The organism is Sphingobacterium ginsenosidimutans (assembly GCF_039536865.1).
GTDB lineage: Bacteria > Bacteroidota > Bacteroidia > Sphingobacteriales > Sphingobacteriaceae > Sphingobacterium > Sphingobacterium detergens.
In genome coordinates this window covers 249,801-268,194 of the sequence record NZ_BAAAZK010000009.1, presented here as the reverse complement: position 1 = coordinate 268,194, position 18,394 = coordinate 249,801, and the positions used below count along the sequence as shown (strand labels likewise).

The window sequence follows — 18,394 nt, the reverse complement described above, 5'->3', positions numbered from 1 at the left end:
CAAATAATCTGTCTTTGAATGGCTATATGGAATATCCAGGTTATTTTCATCAGTGTTTGTGCTTTCCAATCATGGATATTTCATAACTTAAGCCCATTAAACAATAAAAATAACGATTATCCACCACATTTAATACAGATAAAGACCTGACTATGAGTAAAATTTTCCTATCATTTACGTTACTATTCCTGTCTTTGTATTCTTTCGGGCAAAAACGAAGTACAGATAAAAAACTTGAAAAACAGATAAAACAGCTTATTCAGGGTTTTCAGGGAGAAGTAGGTATCTATGTGCATGACCTAAAGAAACACAAGGAAGTCAACATCGGAGCCGATAGCATCTTTCCTACCGCAAGCGTTGTCAAGATCCCGATTTTAGTGGGTATCTTTGATAAAATTGAAAAAGGACAGTTACAGTTAGACCAAGAGTATGTCTATCGTGAAAGTCAAAAGTATGGTGGCTCGGGTCTGATGCAATTTTTTAAGGACAGCAGCAAGGTTGATCTCAAAACACTGGTCGCCCTCATGCTCTCTTATAGCGACAATGTAACAAGCATCTGGAATCAAAAGCTCGCTGGTGGTGGCATAGCGATCAACAAGTTGATGAGCGATCTTCAATTACAGCATACACGTGTCAATTCACAAACCGAAGGAAGAAAAGCTGATTGGGAAAAATACGGTTGGGGGCAGACGACAGCCAAGGAGATGGCAGATCTCCTAACTTTGATCCGTCAGGGAAAAGTAGTCTCAGTAAAATCTTCGGATCGGATGTATCGTTTTCTGGGCAATATGTTCTATGATGAAAGAGCGCTTTCCCAGATTCCTGCGACAGTCAAGGCAGCCTCTAAAACTGGTTCCTTGGATGATGTACGTAACGAAGTGATTTTGGTCAACGCACCTAAGGGCGACTATGTATTCAGCATATTCACCAAAAACAATCAGGATAAGAGCTGGGGTAAAACCAATGCTGCAGAAGTGTTGACACGCAATCTCTCCAAATTACTGTGGGATTACTACGGCAAATAATTTGTGTGCTCCGATTGATTAAGCCTGCCTGCACCGCAGCACAACGATGATATGATCCTTTGGTAGCGCTAAATTTGATTCAAATGACAGCATATAGTTGTAGGCTGATAATAATATTGGATATGCTGCTGTAATGACGATTAGCGTCCCTCCAACGTCGGCACGTCGCGGTGATATCCGCTCCAAAAGCTGATCATTAATGACCGTCAATACAAATAAAAGAACATAAAAAACGGAGGCTGAAACAGTCTCCGTTTTTTATGTTCTTAAATAAGCGAATTAGTTTTTCAACAAATCACTACCATTTCTGGCTTTGCGGCCATTATTGTCATTTACTTTTTAAAAGCATCCTTCACATCTTTTGCAGCTTCTTTTGTACCGGATGCAACATCCTTAGCTACCTTTTTAGTACCATCAGCAACGTCACCAGCCACTTTTTTAGTACCATCCGCTACATCTTTTGCCACATCCTTAGTTTTATCGGCGGCTTTATTCGCTGCATCTACCGTAGCATCTTTCGCATCTTTCAAACCTTCTTTTACGTCCTGACCAGCATCACGCAATGCAGTTTTAGTTTTCTCCCAAGCTGTGTTAGCCTCTTCCGAAGCCGCACGGGCCTTCTCTTCTGCAGCCTTATCACCTTTGGCGATTGCTTCATCTAAGGCCTTCTTAGCTTCCTCAGCTTTCAAACGCGCAGTTTCCTCAGCGTTCTTTAAATCTGCTATTGCTGCATCTACATGCTCACCTACTGTTTGTGCAGTATCTGTAGCGTCTGACGCTTTCTTCTCCGAATTATTGCAAGAAGACATTACCAATGCTCCCGCTACTACTGCTAAAAGTGCAATTTTTTTCATTAGAATATTTGTTTTTTAATGGCAAGAAGTCATCAAGAGCTTATATCTATCCTTTTTGGAGTCTATTCACTGCATGATGGTTTCATGTAAGTTTGTAATTATATGATTAACTAGTCTTCAATTTACAACTTCTATGCCAAATAGAAAAACTTATTGTTTTGGGTAAATTGTTCCCTTCGCCGCTTCCAATGTATTTTTCAATAATCCAACGATGGTCATTAAACCCACACCGCCCGGTACCGGAGTAATCCAGGAAGCTTTAGGTGCCACATGCTCAAAGTCCACGTCACCATATAATTTAAACCCAGATTTTGTTTCAGTAGATGTTTCTCTATTGATACCTACATCAATTACCACAGCTCCCTCTTTGACCATATCTGCAGTAACAAAATTCTTTCTACCGATAGCAGCCACGACAATATCACCACGCAAAACCTCAGTTTTAAGATCTTTCGTACGACTATGTGTTAACGTAACAGTACAGTTTCCGGGATTGGCATTGCGAGCCAATAAGATGCTCATCGGCGAACCAACAATATTGCTTCGGCCTACCACCACTGCATGTTTACCCGCTGTCTCGATCTTGTAATAATCAAGCATCAACATAATCCCATAAGGTGTCGCTGGGATAAAACAAGGAAGATTACGTTGCATACGCCCCAAGTTGATCGGGTGAAATCCATCCACATCTTTGCGATAATCAATTGCTTCGGTAACTTTGTCCGGATCGATATGTTTTGGTAAAGGCAATTGAACGATCAGACCGTCGATCGTATCATCTTTGTTGATTTCTTTGACCTTAGCGATCAATTCCTCTTCGCTGATACTTTCATCGTAACGGATATTTGTAGATTCAAAGCCGACCAATTGACAATTGCGCATTTTGCTGGCTACATAGGTCTCACTACCACCATCATTACCAACAAGGATAGCCACCAAATGCGGTTTACGGCCAGTTTGCGTTGTAAATTCAGCCGCGTCCAACGCAATTTGTTCTTTGATTTTTTCGGAAACTAGTTTACCATCTAATAGATTCATGTTTAGGAGATTTGATTGTATTTAAAAGGAGCCCAAGAGCTCCTTTATTTTATATAATTTAAAATGTTATTAATCCAATTTCAATACAGCCATAAATGCAGATTGCGGAATTTCTACGTTCCCAACCTGACGCATGCGTTTTTTACCTTTTTTCTGTTTTTCCAACAATTTACGTTTACGCGAGATATCACCACCATAACATTTTGCGGTTACATCTTTACGCAAAGCGGAGATCGTTTCACGTGCGATGATCTTCGCCCCGATAGAAGCCTGAATACGGATCTCAAATTGCTGGCGAGGGAGAAGTTCTTTCAGTTTCTCACAGATTTTCTTACCAAAATCATAGGCATTGCTTCGGTGAATCAAAGAAGACAAGGCATCCACAGGTTCATCGTTCAATCGGATATCCAATTTAACCAAATCCGAAGTACGGTAACCGATCTGATGATAGTCAAATGAAGCGTAACCTTTGGAAATAGTTTTCAACTTGTCATAGAAGTCAAATACAATCTCACCCATTGGCATCTCAAAAACCAACTCCACACGATCCGAAGTTAGGTAATGCTGATTCATGATTGTACCGCGTTTTTGAATACACAAAGACATGATCGGTCCCACGAAATCCGATTTCGTGATAATATTAGCTTTGATATATGGTTCTTCAATCGAATCCAATTTACTTGGATCGGGCAAGTCTGAAGGATTATGTACAATCACTTCTTCCTTATCCTTTGTCATGTAGGCTTTATAAGATACGTTGGGCACGGTAGTAATTACCGTCATATCAAACTCTCTTTCCAAGCGTTCCTGAATAATCTCCATATGGAGCATACCCAAGAAACCACAACGGAAACCAAAACCTAAAGCTGCTGAAGACTCCGGTTCGAACACCAAAGAAGCATCATTCAATTGCAGACGGTGCATTGATTCACGCAATTCCTCGTAGTCTTCGGTATCCACAGGATAGATACCGGCAAAGACCATTGGTTTCACCTCTTCAAATCCTTGGATTGCCGCACCGCAAGGGCGGTCTTTATGGGTAATGGTATCCCCTACTTTCACTTCACGTGCTTCCTTGATACCAGAAATAATATAACCTACATCCCCTGTCTTGATGACTTCTTTTGGCACTTGATTGAGCTTCAAGGTACCGATCTCATCCGCAAAATACTCTTTGCCAGTCGCAACGAATTTTACTCTATCCCCTTTACGGATCTCGCCATTTTCAACTTTGAAGTAAGCCATGATACCACGGAATGAGTTGAATACAGAGTCAAAAATCAAGGCCTGTAGCGGTGCATCAGCATCACCTACAGGATGTGGGATACGTTCAACAATGGCTTCCAGGATATCTGGAACGCCAAGACCTGTCTTTCCAGAAGCAGGAATAATTGCATCACGTTCACCACCGATCAAATCCACGATCTGATCTTTCACCTCTTCAGGCATCGCCCCCGGAAGATCCATCTTATTTAAGATCGGGATAATTTCCAAGTCATGCTCTAAAGCCAAATATAAGTTTGAAATTGTTTGTGCCTGAATCCCTTGTGATGCATCCACAATTAACAACGCCCCTTCACAGGCAGCGATAGAACGGGATACTTCATATGAAAAGTCAACGTGTCCAGGAGTATCAATCAGGTTCAAGATATATTCCTGACCATCTTTTTTATAATTCATTTGGATGGCGTGACTCTTGATCGTAATACCACGTTCACGTTCCAAATCCATATTATCAAGTAATTGTGCCTGTGCTTCGCGCTGACTGATGGTATTGGTATACTCTAAAAGGCGATCTGCCAAAGTACTTTTGCCATGGTCAATATGCGCAATAATACAGAAATTACGAATGTGCTTCATATAGGATTTTTAAACTCTTTTGCTAAAAGGCAAAGATACCTTTTTTTATACATATTTATAGAATCAAGTATATTTTTCGTTTGTGGAATAAGGTAGGACGAAAAGATTCGCAATAGCCATGAGCCACAACCAGAAAGCTTTTTTATTTTCATTCGGCTACCGCGTAGGAAAAATGCTTCTGGTTGCGTGTCACCTTATCCATATCCCAGGTGATCTTATTTTTAAATTGTTCCGAACGTATCGGACAGTCCGTCACCTGGCAATAACGGCAACATTGTGGGAGACAAGGATCTGCATGTACAAAAAACTCGGTGCGAACAGACATTTCCTTATTGACAATCTTATCGACTGCCGAAATTTCATCGTGTACCTTCACTAAATCAAGGTAACGGGGTAAGGTCAGATGGCAATCCACATGCAGTTCGTTGCCATAACGCTGCACCCGAAGATTATGCACATCAATCCACTCCGCCTTACGATTACGTTCCAAAATAGCCACCACATCCTGCACAAGCTCGGTATCCGATTCATCCATCAGACCACCGATAGACTGCCGAAGCAATTTGTAACCGTTGAATAAGATAAAAAGGCCCAATATAATGGAAATCACCACGTCGATCCATTGGAATCCCGTTAGCTTCATCAGAAGTAAACCCAATATCAAGCCGATTGTACTATAGGCATCCACCTGCAGATGCTTACCATCGGCCACCAAAGTAATGGATCCTAGGGCACGCCCCCTTTTCATGATATAAAACCCAACAGCAAAATTGATTAGCGAAGTAATTCCGATCAAATAGATCCCTTGTTCGAGATGCGTAATTTCTGCCGGGAAAAAGATATTGTAACAGGCTTTTGCCAAAATAATCGCACCAGCGATAAAGATCAGTCCGCCCTCAAGGAAAACAGAGAAAAACTCAACTTTACCATGTCCATAAGGATGGTTTTCATCTTTAGGTTGTGCAGCAAGGTAAATGCTATAAAATGCGAAACCTGAGGCCACAACATTGACGATACTCTCGGCAGCATCTGTAAAGATGGCGCTGGAATCTGTTAAAAAATAGGCAACAAACTTAATGATCATTAAGCCTATTCCCGTAAACAGGGATAATAAAACCAATCTTGTTTGTCTCGACATGACCTGTATTTTGTAGGGCAAAGGTAAAGATATAACGCCAAATCAAATTGATTAGTTTTACACATCAATAGCACAAAGATGTCAATATTTGTTGGCTAAATCGCTTCAAGCGCTTTTTGTTACCAAAGCGCCAATAAAAACAGTCCTTTTCTTTGTAAATTTTCAAAAATAAAGACAATTATTTGCGACGTATATAATATCTTTGTCTTACCATGAGCACATCATCATACTTATCAGACAGGATAAATAATTTGTCCGAATCGGCTACACTTAAAATGACCAAGTTGGGCCGCGAATTAGCAGCAAAAGGCGTTAATGTAATTAGCCTTAGCGTAGGTGAACCTGATTTTAACACGCCTGAACATGTAAAAGATGCAGCAAAGAAGGCCCTGGATGAAAACTGGACACGTTATTCGCCAGTACCCGGATATCCTGAATTGCGTCAGGCGATTGTGAATAAATTGAAGACAGAGAATAATCTGGACTATGATATTTCGCAGATCGTTGTTTCAACAGGAGCAAAACAATCCCTATCTAATGTGATCCTAACGTTGATCAATCCAGGTGATGAGGTGATTATTCCTACACCATACTGGGTATCCTACTCGGAGATGGTTGTTTTAGCAGAGGGAAAATCAGTATTTATCAATACAGAGATCGACAATAACTTTAAGATTACACCTGAGCAACTGGAAGCGGCCATTACGCCAAAAACCAAACTGTTTATGTTCTCTTCACCAAACAATCCAACTGGAACAGTTTATAGTAAAGATGAACTAGCTGCATTGGCTAAAGTTTTTGAGAAACATCCACAGATATTCATTCTATCTGATGAGATCTATGAGCACATCAACTTTGTGGACAAACACGAATCCATTGCACAGTTTGACAGCATCAAAGACCGTGTTATTATCATCAATGGTTTCTCAAAAGCCTTTGCGATGACAGGCTGGCGTTTGGGTTATATTGCGGCCAACAAAACTATCGCGGCGGCAAATGATAAATTGCAGGGCCAGACAACTTCAGGTACTTGCTCGATTTCACAACGTGCAGGTATTGTTGCATACGAACAAGGATTAGAGTCAGTCAACAAGATGAAAGAAGCCTTTGCACGTCGTCGTCAATTGGTCTACGATCTTTTGAGTGATATCCCAGGGGTACGCACCAATCTTCCAGAAGGTGCTTTCTATTTCTTCCCTGAAATTTCATCCTTCTTCGGCAAAAAAGACCAAGATGGCAATATCATTAAAAATTCATCTGATCTCGCTTTATATTTATTGAATGTTGGTCACGTTGCAACCGTAGGCGGTGACTCTTTTGGTAATGACAACTACATTCGTTTATCTTATGCTGCTTCTGACGAAAGTCTGATCGAAGCATTAAAGCGAATCAAAGGAGCATTAGGCAAATTAGCATAATCAATACACCCTATACTGAATGGGCTATCCAAGAAAATTGGATAGCCCATTTTTTTATCAATCCCAGTTGTATCAATCTCGCTGTATTTTCCACAACGGTATATTCAAATACGTTCTTTTATTTGATATGCTCCATCACCTCAATGAATTTCTTACCCTTATTTTTCGGATCAAAAAGCATTTTTTCTACCTTATCTAGCTCAAGAGCCTCGAGATGACTAGGTAACACACTCTCTTTCATCAACTTCAACAATTGATCCCAGTCCGCACGATTGATCTTGTGCTGAATCAAGGCCATCATCTGGACCGCATTGCGGTATTCCATACTTGTTTTCAATTCCCCCACCATATCCATCCAGTCACCATAAGTGAAAAGCCTATTTTTTACCTTTTGCAATTGTAAGGCTTTCATCTTGACCATATCATAACCCAGCAGCATCTCCGTGACAGAATCAATCTCGATACAGGTCGCGATCTTCGCATAATCTTTTGGGAACTCCCCCCGTGCATCGTCATCCAAAAGCTTACAGAACGCTGGTACCTCCTTTTTCAGGGAATCACAGTTCTGCTGCGCATGCAGTTCCATTGTCATGATCAGGACTAGTCCGATTGCTAACATCCGCAGATAAATAGATTTCAATTTCATGCTTCGAAGATACCCATTTTTGGGAAATATCATCCATAGCACATAATTCACAATGATTTTGGCGCTTCAGCCAAATATTTATTACATTTACCTTTATGAGTATTTTAACAGAAAAATTCAAAACGAAGCACGATACGGCTCCGTTTTCACAGATAAAAAACGAAGATTATATCCCTGCATTTGATGCAGCAATTCAAAAAACAAAAGATGAAGTTGACGCCATTGTCAACAATCCTGACGCAGCTACATTTGACAATACCATTGCAGCGATGTCCTATTCCGGACAGACCTTAGACAGGTTGTCCAGTATCTTTTTCAATCTCCATTCTGCGGAGACCAATGATGAACTCGAAAAGATAGCACAGGATGTTGCCCCTAAATTATCCGCTTTAGGCAATGACATTACGCTAAACTTCGACTTGTTCAAACGCGTAAAAGCGGTTTACGATCAGAAAGATCAACTGTCACTTACCACAGAACAAACCACATTATTGGAAAAATCCTACAAAGATTTTGTTCGCAATGGAGCGTTGTTGAATGATGAGCAGAAAGAACAGTTGCGTGCGATTGATGCCGAACTATCGCTTTTAAAATTAAAATTCGGGGAGAATGTTCTTGCTGAGACTAACGCCTATCAGCTGCTGGTTAGCGAAGAAAAAGATCTGGCGGGACTTCCAGAGGGAGCCATTGAAGCAGCCCAGGCATTAGCTAAGGCCAACGAAAAAGAGGGCTGGTTATTTACGTTGGATTTCCCAAGTTATCTGCCCTTCGTCACTTATGCCGATAACCGCGAATTGCGTCGGGAGATCACCCTGGCTGCGGGGCGCAAGGCCTTTCAGGACAATGAGTACAACAACGTTCAAAATGTATTGAAAATCGTAAAACTACGTTTTGAACGCGCTAAATTATTAGGTTATGCAACCCATGCAGATTTTGTGTTAGCCGAGCGTATGGCACAAAATCCAACAAAAGTAACCGAGTTTCTGAACGATCTGCTTGGAAAGGCAAAACCGGCAGCACAGCATGAGTTTGCTGAATTAGGTGCTTTCGCCAAGAAACTGGATGGTATCGAGCAGCTTGAAAAATGGGATGGCGCTTACTATGCGGAGAAACTAAAACAAGAACGTTTTAATCTGGATGACGAAAAGCTGAAGCCCTATTTTAAGCTCGAAAATGTGTTGCATGGTGCATTTGAGGTTGCCCACCGACTATTTGGTATCAATTTCAAAGAAGTCAACGACATTGAAACCTATCACGAAGAAGTTCAGACTTTTGAGGTCACCAAAGATAATGGTGAATTAGTAGCGATCTTCTACGCCGATTTCTTTCCACGTAAAGGGAAACGAAATGGTGCTTGGATGACATCCTTCAAACCTCAGTATGTGCAAAATGGTAAACAACAACGTCCGCATGTATCTATCGTATGCAATTTCACCCGTCCGACAGCGACTAAGCCTTCTTTATTGACCTTTCAGGAAGTAACAACCCTATTTCACGAATTCGGTCACGCCCTCCATGGCATGCTTGCAGATACCATCTATCCGACCCTATCCGGCACATCGGTCTATTGGGATTTTGTTGAGTTACCAAGTCAGGTAATGGAAAACTGGTGCTATGAAAAAGAAGCCTTGGAATTGTTTGCCAAACATTATGAAACCGGAGAAGTGATCCCAATGGAACTGGTGGAAAAAATCCGTGAGAGTGCATCTTTTCTGGAAGGAATGGCCACAATGCGCCAATTAAGCTTTGGCCTGTTGGATATGGGCTGGCATGGACAAGACCCAAGTGCCATTGCTGATCTGAAAGCATTCGAAGATGGACAATTCGCATCCACCAAGTTGTACCCCGATGTGAAAGAGAATGCGATGAGCACAGCCTTTTCCCATATTTTTAATGGCGGCTACTCATCAGGCTACTACAGCTACAAATGGGCCGAAGTACTGGATGCAGATACGTTTGATTATTTCAAACAAAATGGCATTTTCAACGCTGATATTGCCCATAAATTTCAGGACAACATCTTATCCAAAGGGGGAACAGAACATCCAATGGTGCTCTATAAGCGATTTAGAGGACAGGAACCGTCTGTCGAGCCCCTACTCAAACGAGCAGGATTACTTAAATAAAAGGCGGTATCAAAAGTCAATCTTTGTGATTGACGGCAATGATATTTTTTGAAAATCCATCCAATGATTAAATAAGGTCCAAGTTCGATTCCGAATTTGGATCTTATTCTTTTCTAATTACAAGGAATATCAACTACCTTACAATTTGCTCCACTACCCCTAGTTTGTTCCTAAAAGATCCCTTTTCACCTCCATAATACGATTGACGCAACTGACTACAACAAATCATAAAGAATTTGTTATATTCACCATTTATTAATTCTTCAAAAAGATAGAAATTAGGATCAATCCAAACAGCCCAACACCATGAGTGAAATCAACTTTTTATTACGTGATAAAAACCGGCGCAAATTTTTCTTCAAATGCATTTTAATTGGCCTCCCTGTATTGATTAGCCTGGCATTATTGATCAATTATATGGAAGATAGTTCAGCTGCCAAAGGTACTCCGAACGACAAAGGTGGGATGGACTATTATTTTAGGGATGCCGTTACCGAAACCGCTCCGGATGTACTTTGCAAACTGATTCCCATGTATCCCAATGGTAAAATCACCTATTACAACTTTTCCACCGATCAAACGGATAATCCAGCTGGAGACCTATTTCTGTTTACAGCCGATTCCTTTGAAAAGGTGAAAGCATTCTATCAGGAAAAAGGAAAGATAGTCGATGATGGGACAGATACATTTGTCTGTGATATTGGTGGAAAGAAAATAACCTTAAGCAAATTCACAACGAAAGAAGACGATCCAGTTCAGGGTGAAAATAAGATCAATATTTCATTTTAAATTTTGCGGCAGCAGGCCCCATAACATCGAAATTTATCATTAAACAACAATTAAGTTTGAAGCCCAAGCCCCGTTCGTTATTCGGGCTACAGTTTGAGCACATGACACCTTGCGGCTATTTTTATCAGGGTCTTCCCCAAATAAAAGCTGTCTGTGTTGATTTATCATCAAAAAAGCTGTATCTTTGTAAAACATAATTGGGGTTGACCGGAATTGACAGGATGGAGACGGTTATGTAAGCATGTAGTGCGTTGTTAGTAGAGCACTTTAATCTGAACTTTCAGAATTATAACTGGCGAAGAAAACTACGCCTTAGCTGCTTAAGTTAGACTTAACATAGCTATTTGTCCCGTTAGATCCTGTTCTTTGGTTTAACATTCGGGGCATCGAACGATAGAACTGGCAAGTGTGATGTTGCTAAGCACTTGTGAGAAACAGCAACTACGGCGTACGGTATAGGTAAGCGACTCACCTTCCCTCGCTCGACAATCAAAGAGAAGCTAAACATGTAGAAAGCGTATACAGTACCATGACTGGACGAGAGTTCGAATCTCTCCAGCTCCACTAGAAAAGCCATATTCAACATTGAGTATGGCTTTTCTTTTTAAAACACTATCCCGTACGAAACTGTTTTCTATATTTTAGCGGAGATGCCTTTGTCACCACCTTAAATTGTTTGCTAAAATGTGCCCAGCTGTTATAGCCGCTATTATAGCAGATGTCCAAAATAGGCCGATCTGTATCGCGTAATAGTTTGCAGGCATGACCGATCCGGAGTTCTTTGATAAAATCAAAATAACTCTTTTTTATGTTCTTTTTGAAAAAACGGCAAAATGCCGAAACAGACATATTGGTGCTGGAAGCAACCTCTTCGAGTGAAATAGGATTTAAAAAATTCTTAAAAGAATAGTCTATTATCGCTTCTATAACGATGTTTCCTTCTCTACCGGCAATCGTATCAAAAGCCATCGTAATCACCTTATGCTCTTCGGACGATCCAATCTGTTCCATACAGTTCAATAATAACTGAATACGTTCAAGCCCCTCTGTATTTTCTATTTTGCGGATCATGAGATCAATTTCCGCTGCAAGATTTCCAATAAGCTGGATTCCCGTGCTGTCATTTTTCAACAATCCAGCGATCACATGCATCTCGGGCAGCGCCAAAAATCCCGTCCCCCAAAAGTCCTTGAGGAAATGAACAACAATTGCACTACCAACCGCATCCTGCCTGGATTTACGGAACCAATGCGGCAGATCCGAACCGAGGAAGAATACATCTCCCTGCTTATAATCGCCGATATAATCACCAATAAGTGCTGTTCCATTACCTTCTGTGATCACAATCAGCTCGCACTCAGGATGCCTATGCCAAGCTGTTTCAAAAGTGGGCGTCCTGTACGTTCGACAAGCGAAAGAATACTGTTCTTCGACATGTATTTTCTGGATCAGTGTTTTCATGATAAATTATTGCTAACGAATACATCTGCTATCTGAACACATAATATACGATTATAAACACAACAAATAGCAAGATAGCATATTTTTTCACCCAAATAGCGGTTGAAAGATGCTCAGCTGATGCTGTAAATTTATCTTACGACAAGGGAACCACATGTAAGCGTATGCGGCTATCGCATAAGAATAAACCGAAATAAAATTATGAACTCAATTTCAACGATAACCAAGTATGGAAAATAATACCTATGATGCCATCGTCGTTGGCTCTGGCATCAGTGGCGGATGGGCCGCAAAAGAGCTTTGTGAAAAGGGATTAAAAGTTCTGATGCTCGAACGCGGCAGCCCTTACGAGCATGTCAAAGATTATAAATCTGCACTACGGGAACCCTGGGATCTCCCACACCGCGGACGCACAACCGTAGAACAGAAAAAAAAATATCCTGTTATCCACCGTGGCTGGGCAGCCTCAGAAGCGGTCATGGATGGTTGGGTAAATGAAGAAGATTGTCCCTATACCGAATTGAAACCCTTTACATGGTGGCGCAGCTACCGCATGGGAGGACGATCAACCTTATGGGGTAGACAATCCTATAGGCTGAGCCAAATGGACTTCGAAGCCAATGAGCGGGATGGGATTGCCGTGCCATGGCCCATAGGCTACAATGATATCGCTCCTTGGTATGACCATGTCGAAAAATTTGCCGGAATCAGCGGATCCCTAGAAAATATTGCACACCTTCCGGATGGACAGTTCCTACCCCCCATGGAGTTGAACTGCGTAGAAAAAGATGTGGCCAAACGAATTAAACAAGAATATGGGGACAAGCGGCACCTGATCATTGGGCGGGTTGCAAACCTTACAGCCCTGATCCCTGGGAGATCAAAATGTCAATTTCGGAACCGTTGCTGGGAAGGATGCCCCTTTGGAGGCTATTTCAGCACCCAGTCCTCTACCTTACCTGCCGCAATGAAAACAGGTAATTTGACCGTCCGGCCTTATTCGCTGGTTCGGCAGATACTTTATGACAAAAATACCAAAAAGGCCACTGGTGTTGAGGTCTTAGATACCGAGACCAACCAAACCTATGAATTCAAGAGTAAAGTGGTCTTTCTATGTGCTTCGACCCTCAACAGCACCTGGGTCTTATTTAACTCCGCAACGGACATTTGGCCCGAAGGTTTGGGGAGCAGCAGCGGCGAGTTGGGTCATAATGTGATGGACCATCATTACAACATCGGTGCTTCCGGAATAGTGGAAGGCTATGAAGATCGCTATATATTCGGCAAAAGAGCCAATGGGTTTTATATTCCCCGATTTGTCAATATTGGCAGTGACAAAAGAGATTACCTACGTGGCTTCGGTTACCAAGGCGGTGCCAGCCGTGAAGGTTGGGGCAAGGAGGTTGCCGAACTCAATATAGGTGGCAACTTTAAAGACGCACTTACTGAACCCGGTCAGTGGACTATCGGCGCAACAGGTTTTGGAGAGATACTCCCCTATCACGAAAATAAAATCTCACTGGATAAAGATCGCAAGGACAAATGGGGATTGCCTGTTTTGGCGATGGACGCTGAACTGAAAGACAATGAGTTGAAGATGCGAAAGGATATGCAGGAAGAGATGAAAGCGATGCTTACTATCGCAGGTGTAAAAAATGTAAACACCTGGGACAGTGGTCATGCCATGGGACACGGTATCCATGAAATGGGAACCGCGAGAATGGGACACGACCCCAAAACCTCGGTACTCAACAAGTGGAATCAGGTTTGGGATTGTCCCAACGTATATGTTACCGATGGCGCCTGCATGACTTCATCGGGATGCCAAAATCCATCATTGACCTATATGGCATTGACTGCACGGGCCGTAGACCATGCCGTCAATGAGCTCAAGAAAAATAATAGCTAAGCCCATGGAAAGAAGAACACTTTTAAAGATGATTGCCCTGCTTACAGGCGGAGCCGTGATTGGTGGCAATGCTTTTTTGACTGGCTGCAGTTCCAACAAAGAAAGCGACCTTAAGGAACGCCTCAATTTAACTCCCCAGCAAATCGCATTCCTGGACGAAGTAGCAGACACCATACTTCCAACTACCCCCAAAAGCCCGGGTGCCAAAGCAGCCAAAGTCGGCTCATTTATGAAGGTCATGGTGAACGATTGTTATGAAGCTCCGGATCAACGGGTCTTTCTTGAAGGAATGGACAACTTGGATGCGGCCTGTAATAAAATGCATAAGCTGGGATTCGTGGAAGCCACGGCTGAGCAAAGGCTTAGCCTTCTCACAGCAATCGATAAAGAGGCAAAAGAGTATATGTCCCAAAAAGGAGATTTACCCAATCACTACTATACCATGTTTAAGCAATTAACACTACTAGGCTATTTCTCTTCGGAAATAGGCCATAAACAGGCGCTGCGATACAATCAGGCGCCAGGTCGATACGAAGGGGATGTGCCTTATAAAAAAGGGGATCGTTCCTGGGCTTAAAATAACGAACTTACGGATATAAGGTTCCACAAAAGGAACCTTTTCACCTAAAAAAGAGATTTATGACAACAATTAAAGGACCTGCAATTTTTTTGGCACAATTTGCCGGTGACAATGCACCCTACAATACCTTGGAAGGTATTTGCCAATGGGCAGCTTCCCTCGGCTACAAAGGTATCCAGATACCTACTTGGGATGCGCGCTTAATAGATCTTCAAAGAGCTGCTGAAGACAAAGACTATACACTGCAGCTCCAGTCTACCGTACAATCCTATGGACTGGAGATCACCGAACTATCAACACATCTCCAAGGGCAACTGATCGCTGTGCATCCGTCTTTTGATCCATTATTCGATGCATTTGCGCCACAAGAGCTGCATAATAATCCCAAAGAGCGACAACAATGGGCTGTACAGCAGCTCCATTATGCGATTAAAGCCTCCCATAATCTCGGTTTGAAAGCCCTCGCAACCTTTAGCGGTGCATTTCTATGGCCTTATGTTTACCCCTGGCCGCAACGTCCCGCCAATCTGATCGAGACAGGGTTCACTGAACTCGCCAAAATATGGCTTCCCATATTGGATATCTGTGAACAGTACGATGTCGATCTTTGTTATGAGCTTCATCCGGGTGAAGATCTGCACGACGGCGTTACCTTTGATCTGTTTTTAGAAAAAGTAAATTACCACAAACGAGCAAATATTCTATACGATCCATCGCACTTTGTCCTGCAATGCCTCGACTACCTGCAATTCATCGACATCTACCACGAGCGGATTAAAATGTTCCATGTAAAAGATGCTGAATTCAACCCTTCTGGTCGTCAAGGTGTTTATGGTGGATATCAAGATTGGCAAGCAAGGGCTGGCCGTTTTCGCTCTATTGGGGATGGACAGGTCAATTTCAAAGCAATTTTCACCAAGTTGACACAATATGATTTTCAGGGCTGGGCAGTCCTGGAATGGGAATGTGCATTTAAAAATTCAGAAGACGGCGCTCGCGAGGGTGCACAGCATATCAAAGAGTACATTATCCGGGTAGGCGATCGCGCATTCGACAATTTTGCTGCTGCTGGTAGCGATGATGACTTGAATAGAAAATTGATCGGTTTATCAGAATAATAGCCTAAAATACAGTTACTATGGAAATCAGAAAAATCAGGATGGGCATGATAGGCGGTGGCAAGAATGCTTTTATTGGCGCTGTGCACCGTATGGCTGCAGGGATAGATGGACAGGTCGAACTATGCTGCGGCGCATTAAGTTCTGACCCCGTTAAAGCGCAGGAGTCCGGAGAGCTGCTTTCGCTCCCGACGGATCGAATCTATACAAATTTTAGGGAAATGATCCTGCGCGAAAGTCAGTTGCCCCCTGACGAACGGATGCATTTTGTAAGTATTGTCACCCCCAATGTTGCCCATTTTGAACCCGCCATGCTTGCTCTTGAACATGGATTTCATGTGCTCCTGGAAAAACCCATGACCTTCTCCCTGCAGGAAGCCCAATTATTACAGCAGAAAGTCAATGAATCGGGATTACTACTTTGCGTCACCTATACCTATTCGGCCTATCCGATGGTCAAACAGGCACGTCAGTTGGTCCGCGAAGGCAAGCTTGGAACTATCCGTAAAATCATGGTCGAATATCCACAGGGCTGGCTCAGCACATTGATCGAAAACGAATCCCCGCTTGCCGCCTGGCGAACAGACCCTGAAAAAGGGGGACTAAGCAGCTGTATGGGAGATATCGGAACACATGCCGCTCATCTCGCTGAATATATTTCCGATTTAAAAATAACCAAGGTCTGTGCTGATCTTCGTACAGTCGTAGCAGGAAGACGACTGGAAGATGACGGTAATGTCCTGCTGGGATTTGAAAATGATGCAACCGGCGTACTCTCTGCCTCACAGGTAGCGGCAGGCGAAGAGAATGCTTTAAAAATAAGGATATATGGAGAAAAAGCCGGTTTGGAATGGAACCAGCAAGAGCCCAATAGCCTCCTATTGAAACCGCTTAACGAACCGGCACAACTGTTTCGTGCAGGACAACAATATCTCAGTCCTCTAGCTCAGCACAACAGCCGCTTACCCGCTGGACATCCGGAAGGTTACATCGAAGCATTTGCCAATATCTATCGGAATTTTTCAGCTACAATTCTTGCAAAAATAAACGGCACCCGTCCCTCGGAGGCCATGCTGGATTTCCCTACCGTCGCAGATGGAACAAGGGGCATGAAATTTATCGAAACGGTAATAGCTTCTGGACAGTCCAGTCAAAAATGGACTCCCCTATGATCAAGTCCATAGGGACATCGACATGAAAGTCGATTCAATACCGAAATTACTGCGTCATCAAGTAAGGAGTCTTGCAACAGGTCAGTAATTTCGGTTTTCCAGGTTCTTTTTGAAAGGCTTTAATATTGGAATGCCCTATGTCAACGTATAATCCCCTTGTACACCGCATCCCGTAACACCCCGCCTTCGGTATCACCGGCATATTCCCAATACATCGCCCCCAGTAAGCCCTGTCCATGCACATAATCACATTTCAAGGCAATGGATTCTGGAGTTTCAAAAGTCAGTACCAATTCTCCCTGTGCATTGACCAGATAGTGGGCCTTCGCTTCATCATCCCATTTCTGTTCAAAGCCCTGTAAATTCAGGAGATCCTTATAGTCTATAAACCCCTTGATATCCGTTTTATTTCCCCGTCCGTAAAACGGAATACCAAGCACCAATTTTTCGGCAGGCATTCCAGCGGCAATATGTGCCTTGACGGCTTCAGCGCAGGTCGTGCGCCCCGATAAGGGAGAACGATGCAAGCTCGCATGATGATACGGTGGATTCCCTGAGTCGTAAGTCATGATGTTCACAAAATCTACATCGTTTTTTATCCGATCAAAAGCAATATATTGACCACTTGATACCGAAGCGAGTGTCAATAGTTTTTTCTTACCGATAGCCTTCCGGATATCCCGCATCAATAAGGTAAAATTCTCGGTATCTGATTTCGTCGCAGAAATACCGGCGGAAGAATTCGTTGGATATTCCCAATCAATATCAATGCCGTCGAGTTTAAACTCTTTTACAAGCCGTTCACAATCCTTGGCAAATTTCCCCCGATTAACGGCATCAGCAGCCATCTCACTAAAGCGACCACTTCCCCAGCCACCAATGGATAACAATACTTTCAAGTGTGGATGCTTTTTCTTCAGCGCTATAATACTTTTTAATCTGGCTTCATTGTCGATACGCACTCCGTCAAAACTGTCATTGACATGCCCAAATGCATAATTGATATGGGTCAGGTAAGTCGGATCCGGCATCACTGTTGACCAGGATGTAACGTAGGCAATCACCACTTTTTTATTTTTCCCATGTGCACAACTCCCTTGTGGACTAAGCGTCATTAACAATAAGGCTATTGCTGTAAAGCTAAGGGTTATTAACTTGAGGGGGTTTATAACATTTTTAGATTTCATACACATCATAATATTCAATATAAATAGCACCGATATTGAGCCAAATTCCGCTATCCATTTAACAAAAGAATAA

At 42.5% G+C, this 18,394-nt stretch carries 15 protein-coding genes and 1 other RNA gene; 9 read left to right on the top strand and 7 right to left on the bottom strand.

Translation table 11 applies throughout. The annotated features are described in order from the left end of the window. The first annotated feature begins 152 nt into the window (after nucleotides 1-152). Nucleotides 153-1,025, top strand: a complete 873-nt coding sequence (locus tag ABFX33_RS24525) for a serine hydrolase (RefSeq protein ID WP_257087665.1) — start codon at nucleotides 153-155, stop codon at nucleotides 1,023-1,025. A 332-nt stretch (nucleotides 1,026-1,357) separates the two neighbouring features. Here ABFX33_RS24525 and ABFX33_RS24520 read toward each other — a convergent pair whose 3' ends face one another. The 4 genes from ABFX33_RS24520 to ABFX33_RS24505 form a co-directional block, all read right to left on the bottom strand. Continuing rightward, nucleotides 1,358-1,879 carry a hypothetical protein gene (locus ABFX33_RS24520; RefSeq protein ID WP_346088844.1) on the bottom strand — a complete coding sequence of 174 codons (522 nt, stop codon included), beginning with the start codon at nucleotides 1,877-1,879 and terminating at the stop codon, nucleotides 1,358-1,360. A gap of 150 nt (nucleotides 1,880-2,029) precedes the next feature. Next, nucleotides 2,030-2,917, bottom strand: a complete 888-nt coding sequence (locus ABFX33_RS24515; protein ID WP_120262020.1) for a bifunctional 5,10-methylenetetrahydrofolate dehydrogenase/5,10-methenyltetrahydrofolate cyclohydrolase — start codon at nucleotides 2,915-2,917, stop codon at nucleotides 2,030-2,032. Nucleotides 2,918-2,986: 69 nt separating this feature from the next. Next, nucleotides 2,987-4,777, bottom strand: coding sequence for a translation elongation factor 4 (gene lepA, locus ABFX33_RS24510; protein WP_346088842.1), 1,791 nt, complete (start codon nucleotides 4,775-4,777; stop codon nucleotides 2,987-2,989). A gap of 148 nt (nucleotides 4,778-4,925) precedes the next feature. Then, on the bottom strand, nucleotides 4,926-5,915 hold the full coding sequence (locus ABFX33_RS24505) for a cation diffusion facilitator family transporter (protein WP_346088840.1): 990 nt from the start codon (nucleotides 5,913-5,915) through the stop codon (nucleotides 4,926-4,928). A gap of 212 nt (nucleotides 5,916-6,127) precedes the next feature. On the opposite strand from ABFX33_RS24505, the gene ABFX33_RS24500 reads away from it, so the two are divergent. Next, nucleotides 6,128-7,333: a pyridoxal phosphate-dependent aminotransferase gene (locus ABFX33_RS24500; RefSeq protein ID WP_346088838.1), complete on the top strand. Its 1,206-nt coding sequence runs from the start codon at nucleotides 6,128-6,130 to the stop codon at nucleotides 7,331-7,333. A gap of 118 nt (nucleotides 7,334-7,451) precedes the next feature. Here the strand turns inward: ABFX33_RS24500 and ABFX33_RS24495 are convergent, their stop codons facing one another. After that, nucleotides 7,452-7,979, bottom strand: coding sequence for a hypothetical protein (locus ABFX33_RS24495; protein ID WP_346088837.1), 528 nt, complete (start codon nucleotides 7,977-7,979; stop codon nucleotides 7,452-7,454). Nucleotides 7,980-8,074: 95 nt separating this feature from the next. Between ABFX33_RS24495 and ABFX33_RS24490 the strand changes: the two genes are divergently transcribed. The 3 genes from ABFX33_RS24490 (at nucleotide 8,075) to ssrA (ending at nucleotide 11,461) form a co-directional block, all read left to right on the top strand. Further along, complete coding sequence (locus tag ABFX33_RS24490; RefSeq protein ID WP_346088836.1) at nucleotides 8,075-10,105, top strand: M3 family metallopeptidase; 2,031 nt, start codon at nucleotides 8,075-8,077, stop codon at nucleotides 10,103-10,105. Between the two features lie 306 nt (nucleotides 10,106-10,411). After that, nucleotides 10,412-10,894, top strand: a complete 483-nt coding sequence (locus ABFX33_RS24485) for a hypothetical protein (RefSeq protein WP_257087657.1) — start codon at nucleotides 10,412-10,414, stop codon at nucleotides 10,892-10,894. A 199-nt stretch (nucleotides 10,895-11,093) separates the two neighbouring features. Beyond that, nucleotides 11,094-11,461, top strand: a transfer-messenger RNA (tmRNA) gene (ssrA, locus tag ABFX33_RS24480). Between the two features lie 45 nt (nucleotides 11,462-11,506). On the opposite strand, the gene ABFX33_RS24475 is transcribed toward ssrA, so the two are convergent. Then, the gene (locus tag ABFX33_RS24475) at nucleotides 11,507-12,355 is read right to left on the bottom strand and encodes an AraC family transcriptional regulator (RefSeq protein ID WP_346088835.1); all 849 of its coding nucleotides are present in this window, start codon (nucleotides 12,353-12,355) and stop codon (nucleotides 11,507-11,509) included. A gap of 229 nt (nucleotides 12,356-12,584) precedes the next feature. Between ABFX33_RS24475 and ABFX33_RS24470 the strand changes: the two genes are divergently transcribed. The 4 genes from ABFX33_RS24470 to ABFX33_RS24455 all read left to right on the top strand — a co-directional run bounded on the left by ABFX33_RS24470 (nucleotide 12,585) and on the right by ABFX33_RS24455 (nucleotide 17,134). Next, nucleotides 12,585-14,264, top strand: coding sequence for a GMC oxidoreductase (locus ABFX33_RS24470; RefSeq protein ID WP_346088833.1), 1,680 nt, complete (start codon nucleotides 12,585-12,587; stop codon nucleotides 14,262-14,264). A gap of 4 nt (nucleotides 14,265-14,268) precedes the next feature. Continuing rightward, nucleotides 14,269-14,841 (top strand): gluconate 2-dehydrogenase subunit 3 family protein, encoded by a 573-nt coding sequence (locus tag ABFX33_RS24465; protein WP_346088831.1) that lies wholly within the window; start codon nucleotides 14,269-14,271, stop codon nucleotides 14,839-14,841. 62 nt (nucleotides 14,842-14,903) lie between these two features. Continuing rightward, nucleotides 14,904-15,962 carry a sugar phosphate isomerase/epimerase family protein gene (locus tag ABFX33_RS24460; RefSeq protein ID WP_346088829.1) on the top strand — a complete coding sequence of 353 codons (1,059 nt, stop codon included), beginning with the start codon at nucleotides 14,904-14,906 and terminating at the stop codon, nucleotides 15,960-15,962. A gap of 20 nt (nucleotides 15,963-15,982) precedes the next feature. After that, entirely contained in the window at nucleotides 15,983-17,134 is a 1,152-nt protein-coding gene (locus ABFX33_RS24455) for a Gfo/Idh/MocA family protein (RefSeq protein ID WP_346088827.1), read from the top strand. Between the two features lie 140 nt (nucleotides 17,135-17,274). Here ABFX33_RS24455 and ABFX33_RS24450 read toward each other — a convergent pair whose 3' ends face one another. Beyond that, nucleotides 17,275-18,321, bottom strand: coding sequence for a glycoside hydrolase family 18 protein (locus tag ABFX33_RS24450; RefSeq protein ID WP_346088826.1), 1,047 nt, complete (start codon nucleotides 18,319-18,321; stop codon nucleotides 17,275-17,277). Nucleotides 18,322-18,394 lie beyond the last annotated feature (73 nt).

Coding starts and splice junctions, on each gene's coding strand:
- ABFX33_RS24525 (WP_257087665.1), top strand. CDS start 153: ATGAGTAAAATTTTCCTATCATTTACGTTACTATTCCTGTCTTTGTAT.
- ABFX33_RS24520 (WP_346088844.1), bottom strand. CDS start 1,879: ATGAAAAAAATTGCACTTTTAGCAGTAGTAGCGGGAGCATTGGTAATG.
- ABFX33_RS24515 (WP_120262020.1), bottom strand. CDS start 2,917: ATGAATCTATTAGATGGTAAACTAGTTTCCGAAAAAATCAAAGAACAA.
- lepA (WP_346088842.1), bottom strand. CDS start 4,777: ATGAAGCACATTCGTAATTTCTGTATTATTGCGCATATTGACCATGGC.
- ABFX33_RS24505 (WP_346088840.1), bottom strand. CDS start 5,915: ATGTCGAGACAAACAAGATTGGTTTTATTATCCCTGTTTACGGGAATA.
- ABFX33_RS24500 (WP_346088838.1), top strand. CDS start 6,128: ATGAGCACATCATCATACTTATCAGACAGGATAAATAATTTGTCCGAA.
- ABFX33_RS24495 (WP_346088837.1), bottom strand. CDS start 7,979: ATGAAATTGAAATCTATTTATCTGCGGATGTTAGCAATCGGACTAGTC.
- ABFX33_RS24490 (WP_346088836.1), top strand. CDS start 8,075: ATGAGTATTTTAACAGAAAAATTCAAAACGAAGCACGATACGGCTCCG.
- ABFX33_RS24485 (WP_257087657.1), top strand. CDS start 10,412: ATGAGTGAAATCAACTTTTTATTACGTGATAAAAACCGGCGCAAATTT.
- ABFX33_RS24475 (WP_346088835.1), bottom strand. CDS start 12,355: ATGAAAACACTGATCCAGAAAATACATGTCGAAGAACAGTATTCTTTC.
- ABFX33_RS24470 (WP_346088833.1), top strand. CDS start 12,585: ATGGAAAATAATACCTATGATGCCATCGTCGTTGGCTCTGGCATCAGT.
- ABFX33_RS24465 (WP_346088831.1), top strand. CDS start 14,269: ATGGAAAGAAGAACACTTTTAAAGATGATTGCCCTGCTTACAGGCGGA.
- ABFX33_RS24460 (WP_346088829.1), top strand. CDS start 14,904: ATGACAACAATTAAAGGACCTGCAATTTTTTTGGCACAATTTGCCGGT.
- ABFX33_RS24455 (WP_346088827.1), top strand. CDS start 15,983: ATGGAAATCAGAAAAATCAGGATGGGCATGATAGGCGGTGGCAAGAAT.
- ABFX33_RS24450 (WP_346088826.1), bottom strand. CDS start 18,321: ATGAAATCTAAAAATGTTATAAACCCCCTCAAGTTAATAACCCTTAGC.